This is a genomic window from Sphingomonas sp., from assembly GCF_965248875.1.
Lineage (GTDB): Bacteria > Pseudomonadota > Alphaproteobacteria > Sphingomonadales > Sphingomonadaceae > Sphingomonas.
In genome coordinates this window covers 406,165-428,254 of record NZ_CBDFKR010000011.1, presented here as the reverse complement: position 1 = coordinate 428,254, position 22,090 = coordinate 406,165, and the positions used below count along the sequence as shown (strand labels likewise).

The following is a 22,090-nucleotide window of genomic DNA, read 5'->3' as shown; positions in this document are numbered from 1 at the left end:
CTACACGACGAGGCCGGTCAGCGGATCGACGCCGGCCATAAGGTTAAGGTTCTGCACCGCGGCACCGGCGGCGCCCTTGCCGAGATTGTCGAGCACGGCAACCAGCCGTGCCTGCGTTCCGGCTGTGTCGGTGGCCACATAGAGGTCGAGCCGGTCGGTCGGCGCGGCGTCAACCACGATCAACAGCTCGGCCGGCACGGTGTCGTGGACGCGGACCAGTGGCGCGCCGGCGAACTGGCGGTGGAGCACGTCGAGGATCGCGGCGCGCGAGGGCCGGGCGGGCAGCGCCGCGAGCGGCAGCGGCACCTCGACGATCATGCCGCGAAAGGCGCGGGTGACGCTGGGCGCGAACACCGGCGGATGGGCGAGGCCGGCGTGGCGCTGCATCTCCGGCACATGCTTGTGATCGAGCGCGAAACCATAGCTGCGGAAGGCGAGCGTCGTGTCGCCCTCGACCCGTTCGATCAGCGCCTTGCCGCCCCCCGAATAGCCCGACACCGCATTGACGGTCAGCGGCCAGTCGGCGGGGATCAGCCCCGCACGGACCATGGGCGCGATGAACGCCAGAAAACCGGAGGGGTAGCAGCCAGGGTTCGACACCCGCCTCGCCGCCGCGACGTCGAAGCCGAGTTCGGCAAAGCCATAGGTCCAGCCCGCCGCCACCCGGTGCGCGCTCGAAGCATCGATCACGCGGGTAGCACCGCGGATCAGCGCCACCGCCTCGCGCGCGGCGGCGTCGGGCAGGCACAGGATCGCGATGTCGGCGTCGTTCAGCGCCTCGGCGCGCGCGGCGGCGTCCTTGCGCCGCGCCTCGTCCAGCACAATCAGCGACAGGTCGTCGCGCCCCGCCAGCCGCTCGCCGATCTCCAGCCCCGTCGTTCCCGCGGCCCCATCGATGAAGACGCCCGTCGTCATGCCAGCGCCAGCGCGGTGCGATCGCAATAGCCGACCAGTCCGGCCCCCTCCGCGATTCCCCAGGCGCTGCCCCCCGCGAGCTCCAGCAGCGCGAACGCTTCGCCGGGCGCGAGCTCGGCGAGCAGCTCGCCGTCGTCCCAACGGCTATGCAACGCGGTCGCCACGCTCACGAGGCAGGCGATCGGCAGCGCGTAATGCGGTGCGAATACCTGGTCGGCGAGGCGGACGTCTGCAAGATCGCCGCGCACGGCATGGGTCCGCGGATCGAGGCGCACGGACGGGCCGGTCAGTGCAAATTGCGGCCGGACGGTAAGTCCGCCGCCGGGGTCAGGCGACCGCGGGCTGGGCAGTGGCGTGCTGGAAGAGCGCGGGGCGTCGCTCGCGTTCGCCAATGAATTGCCCGAACTCTTCAAGGAAAGCCGCCCCCCGGGGTGTGCGCGCGACGAAGATGTTGCGCTTGTCGCTGTCGTCACGTTGCCGGCGCAGATAGCCGAGCGTCCCCAGCCTGTTCAAGGCGCGCGTGACCACCGGCTTCGACACGTTCAAACCCTGCGCCAGCCCGCGCACCGTATGCGGGCCGGGATCGAGATAGACGACCATCAGCAGCGCCATCTGACGGTTGGTCAGGTCCGGCTCGCCCGAGCGGACGTAATCGACCAGCGTCGCCATCCAGCTCGATAGGGTAGGGGCCAGGCTCGGCACGGGCACGCAGGTCCGATCTCAGTCGTTGCGCTTGCATAACGCCCTGGCCTAGCGACGGTTTCGCTGGGGCAAGGATTATCCGGACTGCGCATCAGGTTGATCGGCCGGGCGCCTGCGCCTATGTCGCGCGCCGACCACCGAACCGCGAAGGCTTCACCCGCGCCCATGTTCCAGTTTCTGCTCGTCATCCACGCGCTGGTCGCTGCCGTCCTGGTAACGGTGATTCTGATGCAGCGGTCCGAAGGCGGCGGGCTGGGGATGGGGGGTAGCCCGTCGGGGTTGATGAGCGCGCGTGGCGCTGCCGATTTCCTGACGCGGATGACGTCGATCACCGCGACGCTGTTCGTCGGGCTGTCGATCGTGTTGGCGGTAACGGCGGCAACTCGGCACAACGAGACGATCGACACCTCGCTGGCGCGCCGGACGCCGGCGCCGGCCGCGCGGCCTGCGCCAGTGATCGATCCGGGCGCGCCGCCCGCCGAAGCGCCAAACACGACCTCGCCTGCCTCACCGCCCGCCAACGGTCAGGCGCCGTTCGGGCAGTAATCCACAGCTGTCGTCGCAGCTCGCCGCCCGTCTGACCCGCGGGCGCTTGCCGCGCATGCTTCCTTCCGGCTAAGCGGATTTCCCCATGGCCCGGTTCATTTTCGTCACCGGCGGCGTGGTGTCCTCGCTCGGCAAGGGCCTGATGGCCGCCGCGCTCGCCGCGCTGCTTCAGGCACGCGGCTACCGCGTCCGCATCCGCAAGTTCGATCCCTATCTCAATGTCGATCCGGGTACGATGAGCCCGTACCAGCATGGCGAGGTCTATGTCACCGACGACGGGGCGGAGACCGATCTCGACCTGGGCCATTACGAGCGCTTCACTGGCGTCGCCTCGCGCCAGTCGGACAATGTCACCTCGGGCCGCATCTATCAGCAGATCATCACGCGCGAGCGCCGCGGGGATTATCTGGGCGCGACGGTGCAGGTGATCCCGCACGTCACCGACGCGATCAAGGCGTTCGCACGGGCGGAAACCGAAGACCTCGACTTCGTCCTGTGCGAGATCGGCGGGACGGTCGGCGACATCGAATCGCTGCCCTTCATCGAGGCGATCCGTCAGCTCCGCAACGAGCTGGGGCGCGGCCAGACGGTCAGTATCCACACCACGCTTGTACCCTACATTACTGCTGCGGGCGAGCTGAAGACCAAGCCGACCCAGCATTCGGTGCGCGAGCTGGCGGCGCTGGGCGTGGTGCCGGACGTGCTCGTCTGCCGCTGCGAACACCCGCTTCCCGCCAGCGAGCGCGCCAAGATCGCGCTGTTCTGCAACGTTCCCGCGTCGGCGGTCATCCCGGCGCTCGACGCCAAGAGCATTTACGCCGTCCCGCTCCAATATCATGCCGAGGGGCTGGACGAGGAGGTGCTCCGCGCCTTCGGCATCATGCCCGCGAGCGCGCCCGACCTGTCCCGCTGGACCGATATCGCCGATCGCCTGACCAATCTGGAAGGCGAGGTGACGGTCGGCGTGGTCGGGAAATATGTCGGGCTGCAGGACGCGTACAAGTCGTTGAACGAGGCGCTGGTCCATGGCGGGCTAGCCAACCGGGTCAAGGTCAACATCCGCTGGATCGACGCTGAACTGTTCGAGGGCGAGGAGGCGGACGTCGCCGCAGCGCTGGAGCCGTGCCACGCGATCCTTGTCCCCGGCGCGTTCGGCGAGCGCGGCGCGGAAGGCAAGATCGCCAGCGTCCGCTTCGCGCGCGAGCGAGGCGTGCCGTATTTCGGCATCTGCTTCGGCATGCAGATGGCGTGTGTGGAAGGCGCTCGCAGCCTCGCCGGAATAGCGGGCGCTAGCTCCACCGAGTTCGGTCCGACGCCCGAGCCGGTGGTCGGCCTGATCACCGAATGGATGGGGCGTGACGGCCTGGAGAAGCGCGAGGAGCAGGGCGACCTCGGCGGCACGATGCGGCTCGGCGCCTACGAAGCGCGCCTCGACGGCAATTCGGTGGTCGCTTCGATCTATGGCGGCAGTATCATCAGCGAGCGGCACCGCCATCGCTATGAGGTCAACACCGGCTATCGCGACGCGCTGGAGCGTGGCGGCCTGGTCTTCAGCGGCATGTCGCCCGACGGCATGCTGCCCGAGATCGTCGAGCGGCCCGACCACCCGTGGTTTGTCGGTGTCCAGTTCCATCCGGAGCTGAAGAGCAAGCCCTTCGCGCCGCATCCCCTGTTCCGCAGCTTCATCGAAGCCGCGGTGAAGCAGAGCCGGTTGTTCTAAGGTCTTCGCCCCGGTCCCGCAGTGCCCCCTGGTGCTCGCCGTTGCCCCCACGCGAAAAGGGCGCCCGGACCACCGGCCCGGACGCCCTAGGCATCGTCAGACGCGGGCCGGCTTACGCCGCCTTTGTCTCGTTGTCGGACGCGTTCTCGACGGCGGCGAGCGGCGCGCCGGTCTTGATCGACACCGTCTTAGGCTTCATCGCCTCGGGCACCTCGCGGGCCAGGTCGATCACCAGCAGCCCGTCGTTCAGCCGGGCATCGCTGACCAGCACGAAATCGGCCAGTTCAAAACGACGCTCGAACGAGCGGTTGGCGATACCCAGGTGGAGGAAGTCGCCCTGCGGCGCCTTGTCGTCCTTGCGCCCAGCGACGAGCAGCAGGTTCTGCTGTGCGGTGATCTCGATCTCGTCGCGAGTGAAACCGGCGACCGCCAGCGTGATGCGGTAGCGGTCATCGGCGACGCGCTCGAGATTGAACGGCGGATAGTTGTCGGCTGACGCGCGCTGTGCGGTGGTCTCCAGCATGTCGAACAGCCGGTCGAACCCGATCGTCGAGCGGCGGTAGGGGGTCAGGTCAAGTCGCATGTGATCAATACCTCTGGTTGAGCGAGTTGATGTGAGCGGGGCGCCCGCCGATGTGCGGCGCTCCGTACGGCCCCGAAGGCGCCGCATGGATGAGATGGGATCGGGCTGCGGCGCGTCAAGGGCCGCCTGCCGGTTGCGCATCAGCGCAAGGCTGCGGCGGCAAAGGTGCGTGCCGATGTTCCAAAGGCTACCGCTCATTCGAACGGCCGCCTTGGCAGCCCAGAGTGCAGCGCACGCACAAACGCCCGGGCCTTTCGGCCCGGGCGTCCTGCGTGACGAAAACTCGTCAGCCCCCGATCTCTCTTCCGCCGCGCGCGCGCGCTTGGCTGCGCGCTGACAGACCCTTCCCCGAACCACGGCCATTGCCTGTGCCTCGAACGACCAGGTGGGTAGGTCAGGGCTATGGCGTTGTCATCCGGCAAGTATCGGCGATCGCACGATTGCGGCGGGTCTGTGGCAGCCGCGCAACATAGCCTGCCGGGTCGCCCCGGTTGCCACTCGCGCAGCCCGTCCCTAAGCGCCGCCCATGCTGCTGTCCCGCTACGAACGGCTCATCGCCCGGCGCTATCTGCTGCCGGGCAAGGGGGAGCGCTTCATCGTCCTGGTCGCGGGGCTCAGCCTGGGCGCCGTCATGCTCGGCGTTGCGGCGCTGGTGATCGTGCTCAGCGTGATGAACGGATTCCGTGCCGAGCTGTTCGACAAGATCGTCGGCCTGAACGGCCACGCCGTCATCCAGGGCGTCGGCGGCCGGCTGCCCGACTGGCGCGAGGTGGTGCAGGCGGCGCGGCATACGCCGGGCGTCACCAGCGCGGTGCCGCTGATCGAACAGCCGCTCGCCGCCACCTATAATGGCCGCGCAGAGGCGGTGTTGGTCCGCGGTATGCAGCTGGAGGACATCCGCGCGCTCGGCGCCAAGGGACAGGTCATCGCGGGCAGTCTGGCGAGCATCACGCCCGGCTCAAATCGCATCGCGATCGGATCGCGCCTTGCCGAACAGCTCGGCGCACAACCCGGGTCCGAGATCGCGCTGTTCAGCCCGCAGGGGCAAACCACGCCGTTCGGTACCGTGCCGCGGATCGTCAGCTATACCGTCGGTGCGATCTTCGAGATCGGCGTCTATGATTACGACAAGGCGTTCATCGTGATGCCTATTCCCGATGCGCAGACGCTGCTGCTGATGGGCGACGATGTCGGCATGGTCGAAATCCAGACGGACGACCCCGACCATGTCGGCCGGATCCTCCGCCCGCTGCAGGGCCGGATCGGCGGTCAGGCGGTGATCGCCGACTGGCGAAGCATGAACGCCAGCCTGTTCGACGCACTGGCGGTCGAGCGGATCATGATGTTCCTGGTGGTCGGGCTGGTGATGCTGGTCGCGGCGTTCAACATCGCGTCGGCGCTGATCATGCTGGCGCGCGCCAAGACCCGCGACATCGCCATCCTGCGCACGATGGGGGCGAGTCGTGGCGCGATCCTGCGCGTCTTCATGGTCGTCGGCACCAGCATCGGCGTACTCGGCACGATCGCCGGGCTGGGCTTGAGCGTCCTGTTCCACTTCAATCGGCAAGCGGTGGTCAACGCTGTCCAGTTCGTGACCGGGCAGAACCTGTGGGACCCGTCGATCCGCTACCTGACCGAGCTGCCGTCGAAGCCTAATCCGCTCGAAGTCACCGTGGTCGTCGCAATGGCGCTGTTCTTCTCCTTCGCGGCGACGCTGTACCCGGCGTGGACGGCGGCGAGCACCGACCCGGTGCAGGTGCTGCGCTATGAGTGACGCGGCTGCGGTGCTGGCGACCGCCGGGCTGTCGCGCGATTTCACGCAAGGGGGGCAGACGATCCATGTGCTCCGCGGCATCGACCTCAGCGTCGAGCCTGGCGAGATCGTGGCGCTGCTCGGCGCGTCCGGGTCGGGCAAGTCGACGCTGCTCCAGGCGGTCGGGCTGCTCGAAGGCGGGTTTTGCGGGTCGATCCGCATCGACGGCGAGGAAGCGGCGCGGCTCACCTCCGCGCAGCGGACCGCGCTGCGCCGCGACCGGCTCGGCTTCGTTTATCAGTTCCACCATCTGCTGCCCGACTTCACCGCCGTGGAAAATGTCGCGATGCCGCCACTCATCGCCGGGCGCGCGCACGGAGAGGCGACCGCGCGCGCGACCGAATTGCTGGCGGCACTCGGGCTGGGGCACCGTCTCGGTCACCGCCCCGCCAAGCTGTCGGGAGGCGAGCAGCAGCGCGTCGCCGTCGCGCGCGCGCTCGCGAACCGGCCGCGGCTGGTGCTGGCGGACGAGCCGACCGGCAACCTGGACGAGGCGACCGCCGATATCGTTCTCGCCGAGTTCCTCCGCCTGGTCCGCGGCGAAGGCGCCGCCGCGCTGATCGCCACGCACAACGAGCGGCTGGCGGCGAAGATGGATCGCGTAGTGCGCCTGCACGACGGCGTCCTGGCATGAGCCGGGCGGCGCGCTTCGGGATCGCCATCGCGCTGGCCGGATGGGCGATGATCGGCATAGCGATCTGGCTCGCCTGGCCCGCGATCGGTCAGATGGCCGATCCGCACAGGCCCAAGACCTGTTACATTCCCTCCGAAAGCATGCTCCCGACCCTGCACGTCTACGACCGGTTGCGGCCGCGCGAGGCCGTCGAGCAGGATTTGCGGCGCGGCGTCGTGATCGTCTCTCAAGCCCCGTCGGCCGTTCGCGTCGCCCGCATTGTCGGCGTCGCCGGGGATGTGATCGCGCTGCATGCTGGTATTCTGGCGGTCAACGGTCATAGCGCGGTGCGCCGGCTGGGCCCCGGCCCGTTGATCGACGGCGCGCCGACACAGCTTCAAGCCGAACGTCTTCCGGGAGAGGCCGGTGAGCATCGCCTGCTCGACGCCGGTCCGTCAATTGGCGACGAGTTTGGCCCGGTCAGCGTTCCGGCCGACTATCTGTTCGTCCTCGGCGACAACCTCGATCGCGCCGCCGACAGCCGCTATCAGCCCGATCAGCTGGGGGTCGGGATGGTGCATATCAGCGCGGCGATCGGCATCGTCGACCGGCTCCTGTGGTCGGCCGGGTTCCATGACCTTGGCCGGCCGATCGACGCGGTCAGGCGATGAGCGCCTGGCGCGAGACCCCGACGCTGCGCGGCGCGCATGTGACGCTGCGTCCACTTGACCCGGCCGACCTGCCCGCGATCGAAGCGGCGGCGGCCCAAGACGATCTATGGGACACTTTCTACGCCGGTGTCGCGCAGCTCAAGGACGGAGCGCGCTGGCTCGCCGCGGCGATGGAGCAGCGCGACGCCGGGCGCGCGCTCCCCTTCACCGTCCTCGACGCCGGCGGTGCGGTGGTCGGGACGACGCGGTTCATGCGGATGAGCGAAGCCAACCGGCGGCTGGAGATCGGCGGCACCTTCTACGCGCGCCAGGTGCAGCGCACCGGCGTCAACACCGAGGCGAAGCTGCTCCTGCTCACGCAAGCCTTCGACGCGCTCGGCTGCCAGTGCGTGCAGATCCGTACCGACTGGCTCAACAAGGGGTCGCAACGTGCGATCGAGCGGCTGGGCGCGAAGCGCGACGGCGTGTTGCGCGGGCATCAGCGCTTCGCCGACGGCCGCTTGCGTGACACGGTGGTCTATTCCATCCTCGACCGGGAATGGGCGGGGGTTCGGGACAATCTGCAGCTGATGCTCACGCGCGGAGGACGATCATGACGGCGATCACCGACATCGAGGTGAAGGCGGCCGACGGCGGCGTGGTCAGCCTCGACACGTGGCGGGGCAAGGTCCTGCTGATCGTCAATACCGCGTCGAAGTGCGGCTTCACTCCCCAGTATGAGGGGCTGGAGGAGCTGCACGCCCGCTATGGCGGCCAGGGGTTCGAGGTCCTGGCGTTCCCGTGCAACCAGTTCGGCGGGCAGGAGCCGGGCGACGCGGCCGAGATCGCCAATTTCTGTTCGCTGACCTACGATATCACCTTTCCGATTTTCGCCAAGATCGACGTCAACGGGCCGAAGACGGACCCGCTGTTCCAGGAACTAAAGGAACAGGCCCCGGGAGTGCTGGGCAGCCGCGGGATCAAATGGAACTTCACCAAGTTCCTGATCGACCGCGACGGCAAGGCGGTGCGCCGCTACGCCCCCACGGTGAAGCCGGAGGCGCTGACGCGGGATATCGAGGCACTGCTTTGATCGCTTCCTGGCCGCGCCGTTTGCCCATCCGCGCGTCTTCGGGCTGCGCGTGCAGCAGACTGAGGCCAGCGTCATCACCAACCCCTCGCAGTTCCTCCGCTCCGATGGCTGGCCGGACCTCGCGGCGGGGGCGACCCGCAATGTCTACGCGATCGAGACACTGGCCAATGCCGATCGCGACGCACGCCAGCAGAGCCATCGTGACCACCTCCAGGACGCGATCACGCTCGCGACGGCGGTATCCCGCGGGCGTGGCCGTGGCGGAGGCGGCCGGATGGAAGCGCGCGGGCACGCCTTTACCCAGCGCGAAGTTCCGCTTCAACAAGACGCTGCAAGGCAACAGCTTCTACACTACGGACCTGAGCGCGGCGTGAGCCGGGGATAGTCCGTGCACAGCCGGTGGCTGGGCGAATCAGCCGCGACGGCGCATAGCAACCTGATGCATGCCGATTACGTCCCGCTGCGCATCTTCTCGTCCTACACGATGCTTGACGGCGCGATCGAGCCCAAGGATCTCGCCGCTCGGGCCGCGACGCTCCGCTTTCCGGCGGCCGCCCTGACCGATCGCAACGGGCTGTACGCGGCGATGGCCTATTCGGACGCGGCGCGTGCGAAGGGGGTGCAGCCGATCATCGGCGCGATGCTTGCGGTCGCGCGGCCCGACATGCCCGAGGGCGCGGCGCCCGTGCTCGACTGGCTGGCGCTTTATGCGCAGGACGAGGACGGCTATCAGGCGCTGTGCGCGCTGGTGAGCGAGGCGCATCTCGACCGGCCGATCGAACAGCCCGCACATGTCCGCTTTGCTGCACTGGCGGAGCGCACCGCGGGACTGCTGGCGCTGACCGCTGGCGGGGAGGGCGCGGTGGCGCGGCTGCTGGCGGAGGATCAGGCGGCGCGCGCCGCGGCGTATCTCCACCGGCTGGAGCTGTTGTTCCCCGATCGGCTCTACATCGAGCTCGCACGCCGCGGCGATCCGGTCGAGGAGCGGGCGGAGGAGGCGCTGATCGACCTCGCCTACGCCCGCAACCTGCCGCTGGTCGCGACCAACCCCAGCTGCTTCGCCGAGGCGGCGTTTGGTGACGCACACGACGCGATGCTGTGCATCGCCAGTTCCTCCTATGTCGACAGCGAGGATCGCGCGCGCAGCTGCCCGCACGCGTGGATGAAGCCCGCCGCCGTCATGGCCGAGCTGTTCGCGGACCTGCCGGAGGCGATCGCCAATACGCTGGTGGTGGCGCAGCGCTGCGCGGTCGCGGCGCCGGCGCGCAAGCCGATCCTGCCGACGCTGGCGGGCGATACTGCGGCAGAGGCCGACCTGCTGCGTCGCGACGCCCGCGCCGGGCTGGAGATACGGCTGGGCAGGATCGAGGAACTGGGAAAAGGCGGGGAAGGCGACTGGCGCGAACCGTACCGCGCCCGCCTGGCGTTCGAGCTCGACGTCATCATCCAGATGGGCTTTCCAGGCTATTTTCTGATCGTCGCCGACTTCATCGGCTGGGCGAAGGATCACGACATTCCGGTCGGGCCGGGGCGCGGGTCGGGCGCGGGCTCGGTCGTCGCATGGGCGCTCAGGATCACCGACCTCGACCCGCTCCAGCTCGGGCTGCTGTTCGAACGGTTCCTCAATCCCGAGCGCGTGTCGATGCCGGACTTCGACATCGACTTCTGCGAAACCCGGCGCGAAGAGGTGATCCGCTACGTGCAGGGCCGCTACGGCGCCGACAAGGTCGCGCAGATCATCACCTTCGGCCGGTTGAAGGCACGAGCGGTGCTGAAGGATACCGGCCGCGTGCTGCAGATGAGCTATGGCCAGGTCGACAGGCTGGCGAAGCTGGTGCCCAATCACCCCACCGACCCCTGGACGCTGGAGCGCGCGCTGAACGGCGTGCCCGAGCTGGCGCGCGAATACGCCAACGACAATGGCGTCCGGCGCCTGCTCGATCTCGCCCGGCAGCTCGAGGGGCTGCCGCGCCACTCCTCGACCCACGCCGCCGGGGTCGTGATCGGCGACCGGCCGCTCGCCGAGCTGGTGCCGCTGTACCGCGATCCGCGCTCGGACATGCCGGTCACGCAGTTCGACATGAAATATGTCGAGGGTGCGGGGCTGGTGAAGTTCGACTTTCTCGGCCTCAAGACGCTGTCGGTGCTGCAGAAGGCGGTGCAGCTGCTGGCGGCGCGGGGGATCACGGTCGATCTCGATGCGCTGACCTGGGATGACCCGGCGGTCTATGTGCTGCTCCAGCGCGGCGACACGGTCGGCGTGTTCCAGCTTGAATCGGAGGGGATGCGGCGCACGCTGGCGGCGGTAAAGCCGAGTAATTTCGGCGATATCATCGCGCTGGTCTCGCTCTACCGCCCCGGCCCGATGGACAACATCCCCAGCTTCGGCCGTCGCAAGGGAGGCAGTGAGCCGATCGACTATCCGCACCCGCTGCTGGCCCCGATCCTGGGCGAGACCTATGGCATCTTCGTCTATCAGGAACAGGTGATGCAGGCCGCCCAGGTGCTGGCCGGCTATAGCCTGGGCGGCGCCGACCTGCTGCGCCGGGCGATGGGCAAGAAGATCAAGGCGGAGATGGATGCCCAGCGCGCGACCTTCGTCGACGGCTGCGCCGCCACCAACGGCATCGCCGCGGCGAAGGCCAATGCGCTGTTCGACCTGATCGACAAGTTCGCCGGCTATGGCTTCAACAAGAGCCACGCCGCCGCCTATGCGCTGCTCGCCTATCAGACCGCGTGGCTGAAGGCGCATCACCCCGCCGAATTCTACGCTGCGTCGATGTGCTACGACATGGCGCTGACCGACAAGCTGGGGCTGTTCGTCGAGGATGCGCGCCGTCTGGGCGTTGCGGTTCTGCCCCCCGACATCAATCGCAGCGGAGCGGATTTCGGCGTGGAGCTTGTCGAGCATGGCAAGCCCCTCCCCTTCAGGGGAGGGGATGGGGGCCGGGCCCCTGCTCTAGACGAACGGCTCGGGGCGACGCCCCACCCCAACCCCTCTGCTGAAGGGGAGGGGCGAACCACCGCCGTCCGCTACGCGCTCGGCGCGCTCAAGTCGGTCGGTGAAGGCGCGATGGAGCGGCTGGTCGCAGAGCGCGACGCCAATGGCCCGTTCGCCAGCCTCGACGACCTCGCCCACCGCGTCGACCCGCGCCTGCTCAACAAGCGGCAGCTGGAGACGCTGGCGGGGGCGGGGGCATTCGACGGCATCGACGCGAACCGGGCCGGCGCGTTCGCGGTTGCGGAGACGATGCTGGCCGTCGCGGCGCGGACGCATGAGAACCGCACCAGCGGGCAGGGCGGGCTGTTCGGCGCCGACGCTCCCACCGGCGACGCGGTCCAGCTGCCGCATTCGGCGCGCTGGAGTATCGCGGAGCGGATGGAGGCGGAAAAAGAAGCATTCGGCTTCTACTTCTCCGCCCACCCGGTCGACCGTCACGCGCATCTGGCGCGGATGTACGGCGCGCGGGCCTATGCCCGGCTGGGCGAGTTGCAGATTCCCGACGACGGCACGCGTGCCGGCGCGACGATGGCCGTACTGGTCGAGGACACCCGCTGGCGCACCTCGGCGCGCGGCAGCCGCTACCTGATGGCGACGCTGTCCGACGCGTCGGGCCAGTTCGTCGCGACCTGTTTCGACGACGCCGTGTCAGGCGAGCTGGAAGCAGGCGCCGCGGCGGGTGGTTGCGCGCTCGTCACCGTCGAGCTGGACCGCCGCCCGGGCGAGGATGCGCCGCGCGTCGCCGTCAAGCGCGTCCAGCCGTTCGAGGCACTGGCGGCGGGCGCGCGCTTCGCGGTCGAGCTGACCGTCACCGACGCCGCTGCCTTCCCGGCGCTGGCGGCACTGCTGGCCGATCATCGCGGCGCGCGTGGGGAGCTGCGCGCCCGCGTCCCGCTGGCGGACGGCGGCGAGGCCAGGCTACTGCTCGGGCGCGACTTCCTGCTCGACGCGGAGCTTGCCGGGCGATTGGAGGCGATGCACGGTGTGGAGGCCGTGGAGTTCAGGCAGGCGGATACGCGCCTCCAGCTCGTCGGATAGGCAGAGGAAAAAGGCCATGAGCGGTAGCGAGAGCACGATGCAGGATTTCGCACTGCGCGTGCCGCGTCTCATCGATCACGCCGCCCGCGAACATGGCCGCCGCGAGATCGTCAGCCACTGGGCCGACGGCGGCGAGACGCTGACCGACTGGGCAGGCATCGCCCGCGACGCCCGCAGGCTGGCCCAGGCGCTTGAACGGTTGGGCGTGAAATCCGGCGACCGCGTCGGCACATTGGCGATGAACCACGCTCACCATCTGGTCGCCTGGTACGGCACGATCGGCATGGGCGGGGTGATCCACACCATCAACCCGCGCCTGTTCGACGACCAGCTCGTCTACATCGCCAACCATGCCGAGGATCGCGTCCTCTTCTACGACAGGCAGTTCCAGCCGCTGGTCGACCGGCTGCGCGATCGCTGGACGACGATCGAGCATTACATTCCGTTCGATGGCGGGCCGCAATGGGATGCGCTGCTCGACGCGGAGGATGGCGATTATGCCTGGGTCGAGGGGCCGGAGCGCGATCCGTGCATGCTGTGCTATACCAGCGGCACGACGGGCAACCCCAAGGGCGTGCTCTATGAACACCGGTCCACCGTCATCCACGCGCTGGCGGAGATCGCGCCCGCGATCTTCAATCTGTCGAGCCGCTCGGTCGTGCTTCCCGTCGTGCCGATGTTTCACGCCGCCTGCTGGGGGCTGCCGTTCGCGGGCGCGCTGGCGGGGGCGAAGTTCGTCTTCTCCGCCACCAACGACGCGGCCGTGCTCTGCGGGCTGATGAACCGCCACCGGGTCACGCACTCGGCCGGCGTGCCGACGGTCTGGCTCGCGATGTTCGGACACATCGACGCGACCGGCGATGCGCCGCAATATCTGGAACAGGCGACGATCGGCGGCTCGGCGGCGCCGCGCGCGATGATCGAGCGGATCATGGGCATGGGGGTGGAGGTCAAGCATCTGTGGGGCATGACCGAGACCTCGCCGATCGGCACAGCCGGTTCGTCCCCGCCCGACTGGGCGGCCATGAGCCTGGACGAGAAACTCGACCGCGTGTCGAAACAGGGTCAGGTGCCGTTCGGGATCGAACTGCGCGTGGTCGGCGATGACGGCGTCGAACAGCCGCGCGACGGAGTCAGCTCCGGTCGGCTGCAGGTGCGTGGCCCGTGGGTGGTGCAGCGCTACTTCAAGGCCGACGCGCCCGCCGTTGATGCCGACGGCTGGTTCGACACCGGCGATGTCTCAGTGATGCACCCCGACGGCACGATGCAGATCACCGACCGCGCCAAGGACGTCATCAAGTCCGGCGGCGAATGGATCAGCTCGGTCGAGCTGGAGAATGCCGCGATCGGCTGCGCCGGTGTGGCGGAGGCGGCGGCGATCGGCGTCGCGCATCCCAAATGGGACGAACGTCCGCTGCTGCTGGTCGTCCGCAAGCCGGGCAGCGCGGTGACGGAGATGGAGGTCCGAACGCATCTGACCGGCGTGGTCGCCAAATGGTGGCTGCCCGACGCGATCGTCTTCGTCGACGACTTGCCGCACACGGCGACGGGCAAACTGCTGAAGACCGCGTTGCGCGAGCAGTTCAAGGATTTCAGACTGGCAGCTGCCTAGGCCGGCAAGGTTGACGGGCCGGCCCGCGCCGGCCCGCCGGAGACTTATTCCTTGGCGTCGCCCGTGCCCTCGGTCTCACCCTTCTGCTTCTCGTCGGCGCCATTGTTGCCATAGCCCGCCCCGGAGCCGCCCGCGTCGCCGCCGGTCTTGCCCGAGCTGTCTTCGCCGGTCTTTTCGTCAGCCATTCTACCCTCCTGCTGGTGCGCCTTGCCGAACGGTCGGCAGGCGATTCGGTTCAACCGAACCGGCCCATCTTGCGCCGACGGCCAGGGCGGGGCGAGTCCCGCGCCGTGCCTGTCGGCGATTGTCATGCGGCGGCGGCTTACGCCACGGACCGGACCTGTTAGCGTGACTGCAGAAGATCCGGGTAAATTCACATGATGATGGCCGCATTGCTGACGCTCGCACAGGCTCATCTCGATCACCGGCCAGGCTATCGGCTGCGGGCGCCGTCGGGCTGCGTCATCGCCGGTGCGACGCCAGTGGGACGGCTGGACGCGATCCCGACGGGCATCCGCCAAGCGGCCGACCTGCCGACAATGGCGGAGGCGGACGAACCCTTTAACGGGCGCGACATGGTGGATTGGCGGCCGAGCGCCCGGTTTCTGCGTGCCTATCGTCACGGCGACCAATGGGCGATCTGGTTCGAAACGGGCGGCTGGCATCCCCGGCGGCATGCCGTGGGCGTCCGCCCCGGCCTGGTCCACGGCGATATGAAGCCGCTGCTGTCGGCTTACTTCCTGGCCGGGAACGACGAAGTGCTGTGTCTGGCGTCCCGCGCGTTCTTCGCCGGCGCCTCGACGGAGGTCGAGCTGCGGCCCCGATCGGACACGCAATAGGGTCAGAACAGCTCCCCCTGCGGTCCTCGTGGCGCGCGGAACAGGTCGGTGCGCAGCGTCATGCGCTCGTTGCCCAGACCGTGTTTACGGCAGGCCCGCCCAAACCGCACCTTGAGCAGGTCCGCCCACGCCCCGCTGCCTTTCATTCGCGTGAAGAAGTCCGGATCGTTGTCACGGCCACCCCGTAGCGACTGGATCGTCGCCATCACCTTGCCTGCACGCTCCGGGAAATGCCGGTCGAGCCAGGCGCGGAACAGCGGCGCGACCTCCCAGGGCAGCCGCACCGGAATATAGAAGCACCCTCGCGCCCCCGCCTCTGCGGCGCGCTCGATCAGATGCTCCAGCTCATGGTCGGTGATCGCCGGGATAACGGGCGCGATCGAGACGAACACCGGCACGCCCGCGTCGGCCAGCCGCCTGACCGCGGTCAGCCGCCGCTCCGGCGCGGGTGCACGCGGTTCCACCGTCATCGCGATCCGCGGGTCGAGCGACGTCACCGACAGGCACACCGCCGCCAGCCCCTTCGCCCCCATCGGCGCGAGCAGGTCGAGGTCACGCACCACCCGGTCGGACTTGGTGGTGATCGTCACCGGATGATCGACCTCGCGCAGCACTTCCAGCACCCCACGCGTCACCCGCCACTCGCCCTCGATCGGCTGATAGGGATCGGTGTTGGTCCCCATCGCGATCGGCTTGCAGACATAGCCCGGCTTGGCGAGTTCGGCGCGCAGCAGCGCCGCCGCGCTCGGCTTGGCGAACAAGCGGCTCTCGAAGTCCAGCCCCGGCGACAGGTCGTGAAACGCATGGCTCGGCCGCGCGAAGCAATAGATGCAGCCATGCTCGCAGCCGCGATATGGGTTGATCGACTGATCGAACGGGACGTCGGGGGAGGCGTTGCGGGTCAGGATTGTGCGCGGGTGCTCGACGGTGACGGTGGTGCGCAGCGGCGGCGCCGCGCCATCGATCTCGTCGCGCGCATCAAGCCAGTCGCCGTCCGCCTCGCGCGCGGGCAGGTTGAAGCGGCTGCTCTCGGCGTTGAGCGTGGCGCCGCGGACGGCACGGGTCTTGGCCATGCTGATGCACTATGCTAATCGCCAGAACATAGCAAGAACTTGGAGGACGGGATCAGAGCCAGGATCAACTATGTCGAGCTGCCGGTCGCCGACACCGCGGGGATAAAGGCGTTCTATGCGCAGGCGTTTGGGTGGACCTTCACCGACTGGGGCCCGGACTATTCGGCGACGACGACCGGCGACACCGATTTGGGGCTGAACGGCGACCGCGCGCAATGGACCGCGCAGTTGCTGCCGGTGATTGAGGTCGACGATCTCGAAGCCGCCCTGGCGGCGGTCGAGGCGGCGGGCGGAGCCGTCACACTGCCGGTCTTCGCCTTCCCCGGCGGCCGCCGCTTCCACTTCCGCGACCCCCACGGCCACGAACTGGCGGCGATGCAGGCGGACGGCGGCTAGACAGCGCCGGGCAATAGCGAGCGCATCAGGTTCTGGCTGATGGGGGCGGCGAACCGGCAGCCGGCGACGTCGCCCTCGACCCAGGCGACAGCGGCGATCACCGGGGGCGAGCCGGGCAGGCGGACCCACAGCCGCTCGCCGGGTTCCAAGCCTGCCGCCTCGACCAGGCGACAGCCGAAGCTGGAGATGTTGTCGAGCAACGCCGCGAAGGGCTGCTCGCCGGGGTCGGCCGCGTCGCCGCGCGTGGTCACGCGCACGCATTGAACCCGATGCCGCGCCTCATCGCGCTGCTCGACCAGCGCCGCCTCGCGACGATTGAACAAGACCCTTGTCGCCATTTCTCACCCGCTCGGCGCTTCTCGTGCGAGCAGGCAGGCACCAGCAAAGCTGCAGCTTCGATGAACGGACCGTCAGCATTGTCCGCCGCTACGTCCGGTTGTTCATCATCGACGATGAGCCGAACATTTCCAGCAGCTTAGCCGGTTTGCATCGACTATCTCTCGGTCAGCCTCGGCATCAGCTCGACAAAGTTGCAGGGCCGGTGGCGGCTGTCGAGCTGGTCCTGAAGAATGCCGTCCCAGCCATCCTTCACCGCGCCGGTCGAGCCCGGTAGCGCGAACAGATAGGTGCCGCGCGCGACCCCGGCACAGGCGCGCGACTGCACCGTGGAGGTGCCGATCGTCCGGAACGACAGCCAGCGGAACAGCTCGCCGAACCCGGGAATCTCCTTTTCCCATACCCGCGCGAACGCCTCGGGGGTGACATCGCGCCCGGTCACTCCGGTACCCCCGGTCGATATTACGCAATCGACCGTCGGGTCCGCGATCCACGCATGCAGCCGCGCGACGATGAGGTCGGCGTCGTCGCGCTCGATCGCGCGATCGGCGAGGACATGGCCCGCCGCGGTCAGCCGCGCCACGAGCGTATCACCCGAGCGGTCGTCGGCTGGGCCGCGCGTGTCGCTGACGGTGAGCACCGCGATGCGGACGGGGAGCAGGGGCAGGGTAGAGTCGATGGGCACTGGCACCTCGTCATCCCGACATCCTGCCGGGATCCATCGTCGAACCGGGCGCGCCGCCCGCGTTTGACGCCGAGCGCCAAGATGGGTGCCGGGTCAAGCCCGGCATGACGACCGATTCAGTTCGTTCCGGCCGACGCCACCGCGACGCCTGCCACCGCCGCGCGCGGCTCCACCCGCACCGCCGCTGCGCCCGGCAGCCCCGGAAAGCGCGGCCACAGCCCCTGCGCCAGCGCCGCCCGGCTCGGCGAGCGGGTGCGGCCCGTCTGTGCTTCGTACACCCAGTAGTTGCGCAGCACGGTCAGCACGTAGCCGCGCGTCTCCCAATAAGGGATGCTCTCGATATAGAGCAGCGGATCGCCGCCGTCGCGGACTAGCGCATTCCAGTCGCCGACCGGCCTCGCGCCAGCATTGTAGGCGGCGATCACCTTGGGCAGCAGCCCGCCGGTGGCGGTCATGTCGCGCAACCGCTCTAGCTGCCGCTGACCGACGTCCATGTTGGTCGAGGGGCGGGCGAGGGCGTTACGGTCGACCGCAGGCAGTCCGCGCTCTCGGGCGAAATCGGTCGCCGCGGCGGGCATGATCTGCATCAGGCCATAGGCGCCGGCGGCGCTGGCGACCCGCTGACGGAACCCCGATTCCTGGAGCATGTGCGCCAGCACCAGCGGCCGGTCGACGCGCCAGCCGCTGTCCGGCCGCCAGCTCGGCGTCGGAAAGCGCGCCTCGGGTGCGGCAGCGACGCCCACGGGACAATTGTGCGCGAGCCAGACCGTTGTCGCCGGCAGGTCCAGCGTCTCGGCCAGCCGCACCAGCGCCGGAAACTCGCCCGCGGGCCCGATCCGCGCCTGCTGCCGCACGACGCGGTCGGCCAGCTCGGTCTCACCGACCTCGACCAGCGCCGCGGCGACGCGGACATTGGGCCGCGCCTGCAGCGCCGCCCAGTCGGCCGGAACCAGCCCACCGGCGGGCCGCGCCGCCGTGCCCAACCCCAGCGCCTGGCGCGCCAGCTGTCCGTAGAAACTCTCGGTCCATTGCGCCGCGGTCTTGAGCCGCCCCTCGACCCGGTCGGGCCGCCCGCCCGCAATGTCCGCACGCGCCGCCCAATACAGCGCCGCCGCGCGCAGGTCGACATCGCCCGCCCGCGCCGCCACCGCCTGGAACGCCACGCTCGCCGCCGTCCAGTCACCCAGCCGCCACGCCGCCAGCGCCCCGGTCCAACGCCCCTGCACCGCCCAGTCGCCCGCGCCGTCCTGCGCCAGCGCCGCGAGCCGCCGCGCGTCTGCGTCGTGCCCCGCATGATAGTACATCCAGGCCGTCCGCGCCTGCCATTCGGTTGTCGCTTCCGGCGACAGCCCGGTGGTCGAGCCCAACAGCGCCTCCGCCCCGGTGCCGTCGTCGGCATGGACGAACGGCTGCATCGCCGCCGCCAGCGTCGACGCCACAGCGTCGCCCCGCGTTGCATGCACCCGCACCCGGACCGGCGCGCCTTCCTGCCAGATCAGCGCCCGCGTATCGGGAAGCGGCGGCAGCTCGACCGCGCCGCGTGCGCGCGCCAGCCGCTGCAGCGCCTCCGCCTCGGGCAACTCGGGCGCTTCGTTGAGCAGCTGAACCACGGGGTCGAGATCGACCCGGGGGCTGCCGTGCGCGGTGAACAGCTCCGCGCGCGCGATCGCGTGGAGGGGGCCGGGGGCGATCGCGTCGAGCGCCAGCTGCGCATCCTGCCAGCGACCCTCGCGGATTGCGGCGAAGACGCGGACGTATCCCGCCCGCTGCGTCGCATCGAGCAGCGGCGGGATCGCCGCTGCCGCCGCCACGTGCGTGCCGCCGGCCGGCTCGGCGAACAGCGGCGCGGGTGCAGCCGCCACCAGCAGCGCAAGGAGCAGCGCGTTTCTCATCCGGCACCCATCAGCAATTGCAGGTCGCGCCACGCCTCCGCCTTGCGCGCCGGGTTCTTGAGCAGGAAGCGCGGGTGGAAGGTCGCCACGGCTATCGTTTGACCACCGTCATGGTTAACGGCGTGTAAAGCTCCGCCCGCGCGCACCACTTCGGTTCCGAGCAGCGCGCGCGCCGCGCCGTCGCCCATCAGCAGCAGCCGCTTGGGCGCGAGCAGGCCGAGATGATGCCGTGCCAGCCGATGCAGCTCGCCCTCGACGTCGCGCACGGCATAGGAGGTGGCGGGCCGCCGCGCGCATACCGCTGCCAGGTGCACGGAGTCGCGGCCGAGCCCGATTGCCGCGAGCATCCGATCGAACAGCCGCCCCGCCTCGCCGCCGAGCAGCCGCTCGCCGTCCTCGCGATCGGGGCAGTCGACCAGCACCATCGTATCGGCATCGAGCGGCCCTGACGGCGCGACCCAGGCGCCGCGCCACGTGGCTTCGGGGGCCGTCTCGCCAACGCGCCAAATCAGGAACGCGGCGAGCGTCGCGGGCAACGCCACCGCCGGCGCTGTCGCCACATATGTCGGGACCGGCTCGACCCTGGCCAGCCAGTCGCGCGGCGTCTCGTCGACCAGCACGTCGACCCCTGCCTCGCGCCACCAGTCGAGCGCGCTGACCGCGGCCGCTTCCCAGCCCCCCAGATGCGCCAAACTCACGATCCGGACCTAGCGCCCCGGTTGACGCGGCGGTCAACTTGGCCAATCGGCTTTGTCGTCAGGACGTTGCGCGGCCACGGCGATCCGTGCGCCCGCCCGGGAGCGAAGAGAATGACCGAACGCGAGTCGATGCCTTATGACGTGGTGATCGTCGGCGCCGGCCCGGCCGGGCTGTCCGCCGCGATCCGCCTCAAGCAGCTCGCCGAAGAGAAGGGTGCGGAGCTGGCGGTCTGCGTGCTGGAGAAGGGGTCGGAAGTCGGCGCGCACATCCTGTCGGGGGCGGTGATCGACCCGAGCGGTATCGACAAGCTGATCCCGGACTGGCGCGACACCGATTGTCCGCTGGCGGAGACGCCGGTGACGCAGAACCACCATTGGGTACTGACCCGGGGCAGGAAGTTTAACCTGCCGCATCTGTGGACGCCGCCATTCCTCCACAACAAGGGCACCTACACCTGCTCGCTCGGCAATTTCTGCCGCTGGCTGGCGGGCCGGGCGGAGGCGATGGGGGTCGAGATCTTCCCCGGCTTCGCCGCGGCGGAAATCCTGTTCGATGACGACGGCCGCGTGAAGGGCGTTGCCACCGGCGACATGGGCGTGGCGCGCGACGGCACGCACAAGCCCGATTATCAGCCGGGCCTGGAACTCCACGCGAAATATGTCTTCTTCGCCGAAGGGGTGCGCGGTCACCTCACCAAGGAGATCATCCGCACCTTCGACCTCGCCCGCGATGCACAGCCGCAGGTTTACGGTCTTGGCATCAAGGAGCTGTGGGACGTCGCGCCCGGCAAGCACGAGCCGGGCAAGGTCGTCCACACCCAGGGCTGGCCGCTGACCGAGACCGACGGCTCCAACGGCGGCGGCTGGATCTATCATCAGGCGAACGGGCAGGTCAGCCTGGGGTTCGTCACCTGGCTCAACTACACCAATCCGTACCTCTCGCCGTTTCAGGAAATGCAGCGGTGGAAGACCCATCCCGCGGTGCGCGACCTGCTGGAAGGCGGCAAGCGCGTCTCGTATGGCGCGCGTGCGATCAACGACGGCGGGTTGCAGGCCATCCCGAAGCTCGTCTTTCCCGGGGGTGCGCTGATCGGCTGTTCGGCGGGCTTTCTCAACGTGCCGCGGATCAAGGGCACCCATGGTGCGATGCTGTCGGCGCAGATGGCGGCAGAGGCGGCGTTCGCGGCGATCGAGGCGGGGCGCGCGCAGGACGAACTTGCCGCGTATCCCGAAGCGTTCGACCGTTCCGGCCTCAAGAAGGAGCTGTCGATCGTCCGCAACGTCGTGCCGCTGGTCAAGAAATGGGGCGACTTCGTCGGCTCTGGTCTGTCGGGCGTCACCATGTGGCTCGAGCATTTCGGGCTGAAGATGCCGTTCACGATGAAGCATCATCCGGACAATGAGAGCCTGTGGCGCAGGGACCTGGTCCAGCCGATCAGCTATCCCAAACCCGATGGGGTGCTGACCTTTGACCGGCTGTCGAGCGTGTTCCTGTCGAACACCAACCATGAGGAGGACCAGCCGGTCCACCTGACGCTGCGCGATCCCGACATTCCGGTGGGCTATAATCTGCCGATGTATGATGGCCCGTCGCAGCGTTACTGCCCGGCCGGCGTCTATGAGTTCACCGGCGTCGAGGAGGGCAATCCCAAGTTCGTGATCAACGCGCAGAACTGCGTCCACTGCAAGACCTGCGACATTAAGGACCCGCTGCAGAACATCAACTGGGTGGTGCCGGAGGGCGGCGGCGGGCCGAACTATCCGAACATGTAGCGCAGCCGGCAAGCACGCAACGCAGCTGCGGGCGAGACGGGCAAGCCCGGCCGGCGGGTCGCAGAGCGAACCCGTCCGACGTCCCGGGATTTACTCGCGTGACGGCTTGCCC

23 protein-coding genes are annotated in these 22,090 nt (G+C 69.0%); 13 read left to right on the top strand and 10 right to left on the bottom strand.

Annotated features, from left to right (window positions below; translation table 11 throughout):
• Genes argC through ACP2AD_RS08965 form a run of 3 tightly spaced genes read right to left on the bottom strand, consistent with a single transcriptional unit; the run spans nucleotide 1 to nucleotide 1,584 of the window.
• A complete protein-coding gene (gene argC, locus ACP2AD_RS08975; protein ID WP_425229730.1) occupies nucleotides 1-915 on the bottom strand; it encodes an N-acetyl-gamma-glutamyl-phosphate reductase in 915 nt (304 codons plus the stop codon).
• Entirely contained in the window at nucleotides 912-1,190 is a 279-nt protein-coding gene (locus ACP2AD_RS08970; protein ID WP_425229729.1) for an SH3 domain-containing protein, read from the bottom strand. The genes argC and ACP2AD_RS08970 overlap by 4 nt, the downstream gene beginning before the upstream one ends.
• 52 nt (nucleotides 1,191-1,242) lie before the next feature.
• On the bottom strand, nucleotides 1,243-1,584 hold the full coding sequence (locus ACP2AD_RS08965; protein WP_425229728.1) for a MarR family transcriptional regulator: 342 nt from the start codon (nucleotides 1,582-1,584) through the stop codon (nucleotides 1,243-1,245).
• A 198-nt stretch (nucleotides 1,585-1,782) separates the two neighbouring features.
• On the opposite strand from ACP2AD_RS08965, the gene secG reads away from it, so the two are divergent.
• On the top strand, nucleotides 1,783-2,163 hold the full coding sequence (secG, locus tag ACP2AD_RS08960; RefSeq protein WP_425229727.1) for a preprotein translocase subunit SecG: 381 nt from the start codon (nucleotides 1,783-1,785) through the stop codon (nucleotides 2,161-2,163).
• Nucleotides 2,164-2,248: 85 nt separating this feature from the next.
• Complete coding sequence (locus ACP2AD_RS08955; RefSeq protein ID WP_425229726.1) at nucleotides 2,249-3,883, top strand: CTP synthase; 1,635 nt, start codon at nucleotides 2,249-2,251, stop codon at nucleotides 3,881-3,883.
• A 112-nt stretch (nucleotides 3,884-3,995) separates the two neighbouring features.
• Here ACP2AD_RS08955 and ACP2AD_RS08950 read toward each other — a convergent pair whose 3' ends face one another.
• A complete protein-coding gene (locus ACP2AD_RS08950; protein WP_425229725.1) occupies nucleotides 3,996-4,466 on the bottom strand; it encodes an Hsp20 family protein in 471 nt (156 codons plus the stop codon).
• A 526-nt stretch (nucleotides 4,467-4,992) separates the two neighbouring features.
• Here ACP2AD_RS08950 and ACP2AD_RS08945 point away from each other — a divergent pair.
• The 8 genes from ACP2AD_RS08945 to ACP2AD_RS08910 are packed head-to-tail and all read left to right on the top strand — an operon-like array spanning nucleotide 4,993 to nucleotide 14,286.
• Nucleotides 4,993-6,240, top strand: coding sequence for a lipoprotein-releasing ABC transporter permease subunit (locus tag ACP2AD_RS08945; RefSeq protein WP_425229724.1), 1,248 nt, complete (start codon nucleotides 4,993-4,995; stop codon nucleotides 6,238-6,240).
• Nucleotides 6,233-6,913 (top strand): ABC transporter ATP-binding protein, encoded by a 681-nt coding sequence (locus tag ACP2AD_RS08940; protein ID WP_425229723.1) that lies wholly within the window; start codon nucleotides 6,233-6,235, stop codon nucleotides 6,911-6,913. Before ACP2AD_RS08945 ends, ACP2AD_RS08940 begins: the two co-directional genes overlap by 8 nt.
• Nucleotides 6,910-7,563, top strand: a complete 654-nt coding sequence (gene lepB, locus ACP2AD_RS08935; protein WP_425229722.1) for a signal peptidase I — start codon at nucleotides 6,910-6,912, stop codon at nucleotides 7,561-7,563. Before ACP2AD_RS08940 ends, lepB begins: the two co-directional genes overlap by 4 nt.
• A complete protein-coding gene (locus tag ACP2AD_RS08930) occupies nucleotides 7,560-8,159 on the top strand; it encodes a GNAT family N-acetyltransferase (protein ID WP_425229721.1) in 600 nt (199 codons plus the stop codon). Before lepB ends, ACP2AD_RS08930 begins: the two co-directional genes overlap by 4 nt.
• A complete protein-coding gene (locus ACP2AD_RS08925) occupies nucleotides 8,156-8,635 on the top strand; it encodes a glutathione peroxidase (RefSeq protein WP_425229720.1) in 480 nt (159 codons plus the stop codon). Before ACP2AD_RS08930 ends, ACP2AD_RS08925 begins: the two co-directional genes overlap by 4 nt.
• Nucleotides 8,636-8,684: 49 nt before the next feature.
• Nucleotides 8,685-9,020 carry a hypothetical protein gene (locus tag ACP2AD_RS08920; protein WP_425229719.1) on the top strand — a complete coding sequence of 112 codons (336 nt, stop codon included), beginning with the start codon at nucleotides 8,685-8,687 and terminating at the stop codon, nucleotides 9,018-9,020.
• Between the two features lie 51 nt (nucleotides 9,021-9,071).
• The gene (gene dnaE / locus ACP2AD_RS08915; RefSeq protein WP_425231134.1) at nucleotides 9,072-12,674 is read left to right on the top strand and encodes a DNA polymerase III subunit alpha; all 3,603 of its coding nucleotides are present in this window, start codon (nucleotides 9,072-9,074) and stop codon (nucleotides 12,672-12,674) included.
• Nucleotides 12,675-12,690: 16 nt separating this feature from the next.
• Entirely contained in the window at nucleotides 12,691-14,286 is a 1,596-nt protein-coding gene (locus tag ACP2AD_RS08910; protein WP_425229718.1) for a long-chain fatty acid--CoA ligase, read from the top strand.
• A 44-nt stretch (nucleotides 14,287-14,330) separates the two neighbouring features.
• On the opposite strand, the gene ACP2AD_RS08905 is transcribed toward ACP2AD_RS08910, so the two are convergent.
• Nucleotides 14,331-14,471 (bottom strand): hypothetical protein, encoded by a 141-nt coding sequence (locus ACP2AD_RS08905; RefSeq protein ID WP_425229717.1) that lies wholly within the window; start codon nucleotides 14,469-14,471, stop codon nucleotides 14,331-14,333.
• A gap of 198 nt (nucleotides 14,472-14,669) precedes the next feature.
• Here ACP2AD_RS08905 and ACP2AD_RS08900 point away from each other — a divergent pair, with 198 nt between their 5' ends.
• The gene (locus ACP2AD_RS08900; RefSeq protein ID WP_425229716.1) at nucleotides 14,670-15,125 is read left to right on the top strand and encodes a hypothetical protein; all 456 of its coding nucleotides are present in this window, start codon (nucleotides 14,670-14,672) and stop codon (nucleotides 15,123-15,125) included.
• A 2-nt stretch (nucleotides 15,126-15,127) separates the two neighbouring features.
• Here ACP2AD_RS08900 and ACP2AD_RS08895 read toward each other — a convergent pair whose 3' ends face one another.
• Entirely contained in the window at nucleotides 15,128-16,198 is a 1,071-nt protein-coding gene (locus ACP2AD_RS08895; RefSeq protein ID WP_425229715.1) for a PA0069 family radical SAM protein, read from the bottom strand.
• A 39-nt stretch (nucleotides 16,199-16,237) separates the two neighbouring features.
• Between ACP2AD_RS08895 and ACP2AD_RS08890 the strand changes: the two genes are divergently transcribed.
• On the top strand, nucleotides 16,238-16,594 hold the full coding sequence (locus tag ACP2AD_RS08890; protein WP_425229714.1) for a VOC family protein: 357 nt from the start codon (nucleotides 16,238-16,240) through the stop codon (nucleotides 16,592-16,594).
• Here the strand turns inward: ACP2AD_RS08890 and ACP2AD_RS08885 are convergent.
• From ACP2AD_RS08885 to ACP2AD_RS08870, 4 genes are all read right to left on the bottom strand, one after another.
• Nucleotides 16,591-16,917 carry a PilZ domain-containing protein gene (locus ACP2AD_RS08885; RefSeq protein ID WP_425229713.1) on the bottom strand — a complete coding sequence of 109 codons (327 nt, stop codon included), beginning with the start codon at nucleotides 16,915-16,917 and terminating at the stop codon, nucleotides 16,591-16,593. The two genes, ACP2AD_RS08890 and ACP2AD_RS08885, sit on opposite strands and share 4 nt — an antisense overlap.
• Nucleotides 16,918-17,087: 170 nt before the next feature.
• The gene (gene moaB, locus ACP2AD_RS08880; RefSeq protein ID WP_425229712.1) at nucleotides 17,088-17,615 is read right to left on the bottom strand and encodes a molybdenum cofactor biosynthesis protein B; all 528 of its coding nucleotides are present in this window, start codon (nucleotides 17,613-17,615) and stop codon (nucleotides 17,088-17,090) included.
• A 116-nt stretch (nucleotides 17,616-17,731) separates the two neighbouring features.
• Nucleotides 17,732-19,507 carry a transglycosylase SLT domain-containing protein gene (locus ACP2AD_RS08875; protein ID WP_425229711.1) on the bottom strand — a complete coding sequence of 592 codons (1,776 nt, stop codon included), beginning with the start codon at nucleotides 19,505-19,507 and terminating at the stop codon, nucleotides 17,732-17,734.
• The gene (locus tag ACP2AD_RS08870) at nucleotides 19,504-20,205 is read right to left on the bottom strand and encodes a uracil-DNA glycosylase family protein (protein WP_425229710.1); all 702 of its coding nucleotides are present in this window, start codon (nucleotides 20,203-20,205) and stop codon (nucleotides 19,504-19,506) included. The genes ACP2AD_RS08875 and ACP2AD_RS08870 overlap by 4 nt, the downstream gene beginning before the upstream one ends.
• 111 nt (nucleotides 20,206-20,316) lie before the next feature.
• Here ACP2AD_RS08870 and ACP2AD_RS08865 point away from each other — a divergent pair, with 111 nt between their 5' ends.
• Entirely contained in the window at nucleotides 20,317-21,978 is a 1,662-nt protein-coding gene (locus tag ACP2AD_RS08865; protein ID WP_425229709.1) for an electron transfer flavoprotein-ubiquinone oxidoreductase, read from the top strand.
• Nucleotides 21,979-22,090 lie beyond the last annotated feature (112 nt).

What these genes read in the sequence shown, in the direction of transcription:
- argC (WP_425229730.1), bottom strand. Translation starts at nt 915, where the DNA reads ATGACGACGGGCGTCTTCATCGATGGGGCCGCGGGAACGACGGGGCTG.
- ACP2AD_RS08965 (WP_425229728.1), bottom strand. Translation starts at nt 1,584, where the DNA reads ATGGCGACGCTGGTCGATTACGTCCGCTCGGGCGAGCCGGACCTGACC.
- secG (WP_425229727.1), top strand. Translation starts at nt 1,783, where the DNA reads ATGTTCCAGTTTCTGCTCGTCATCCACGCGCTGGTCGCTGCCGTCCTG.
- ACP2AD_RS08955 (WP_425229726.1), top strand. Translation starts at nt 2,249, where the DNA reads ATGGCCCGGTTCATTTTCGTCACCGGCGGCGTGGTGTCCTCGCTCGGC.
- ACP2AD_RS08950 (WP_425229725.1), bottom strand. Translation starts at nt 4,466, where the DNA reads ATGCGACTTGACCTGACCCCCTACCGCCGCTCGACGATCGGGTTCGAC.
- ACP2AD_RS08945 (WP_425229724.1), top strand. Translation starts at nt 4,993, where the DNA reads ATGCTGCTGTCCCGCTACGAACGGCTCATCGCCCGGCGCTATCTGCTG.
- ACP2AD_RS08940 (WP_425229723.1), top strand. Translation starts at nt 6,233, where the DNA reads ATGAGTGACGCGGCTGCGGTGCTGGCGACCGCCGGGCTGTCGCGCGAT.
- lepB (WP_425229722.1), top strand. Translation starts at nt 6,910, where the DNA reads ATGAGCCGGGCGGCGCGCTTCGGGATCGCCATCGCGCTGGCCGGATGG.
- ACP2AD_RS08930 (WP_425229721.1), top strand. Translation starts at nt 7,560, where the DNA reads ATGAGCGCCTGGCGCGAGACCCCGACGCTGCGCGGCGCGCATGTGACG.
- ACP2AD_RS08925 (WP_425229720.1), top strand. Translation starts at nt 8,156, where the DNA reads ATGACGGCGATCACCGACATCGAGGTGAAGGCGGCCGACGGCGGCGTG.
- ACP2AD_RS08910 (WP_425229718.1), top strand. Translation starts at nt 12,691, where the DNA reads ATGAGCGGTAGCGAGAGCACGATGCAGGATTTCGCACTGCGCGTGCCG.
- ACP2AD_RS08905 (WP_425229717.1), bottom strand. Translation starts at nt 14,471, where the DNA reads ATGGCTGACGAAAAGACCGGCGAAGACAGCTCGGGCAAGACCGGCGGC.
- ACP2AD_RS08900 (WP_425229716.1), top strand. Translation starts at nt 14,670, where the DNA reads ATGGCCGCATTGCTGACGCTCGCACAGGCTCATCTCGATCACCGGCCA.
- ACP2AD_RS08895 (WP_425229715.1), bottom strand. Translation starts at nt 16,198, where the DNA reads ATGGCCAAGACCCGTGCCGTCCGCGGCGCCACGCTCAACGCCGAGAGC.
- ACP2AD_RS08875 (WP_425229711.1), bottom strand. Translation starts at nt 19,507, where the DNA reads ATGAGAAACGCGCTGCTCCTTGCGCTGCTGGTGGCGGCTGCACCCGCG.
- ACP2AD_RS08865 (WP_425229709.1), top strand. Translation starts at nt 20,317, where the DNA reads ATGACCGAACGCGAGTCGATGCCTTATGACGTGGTGATCGTCGGCGCC.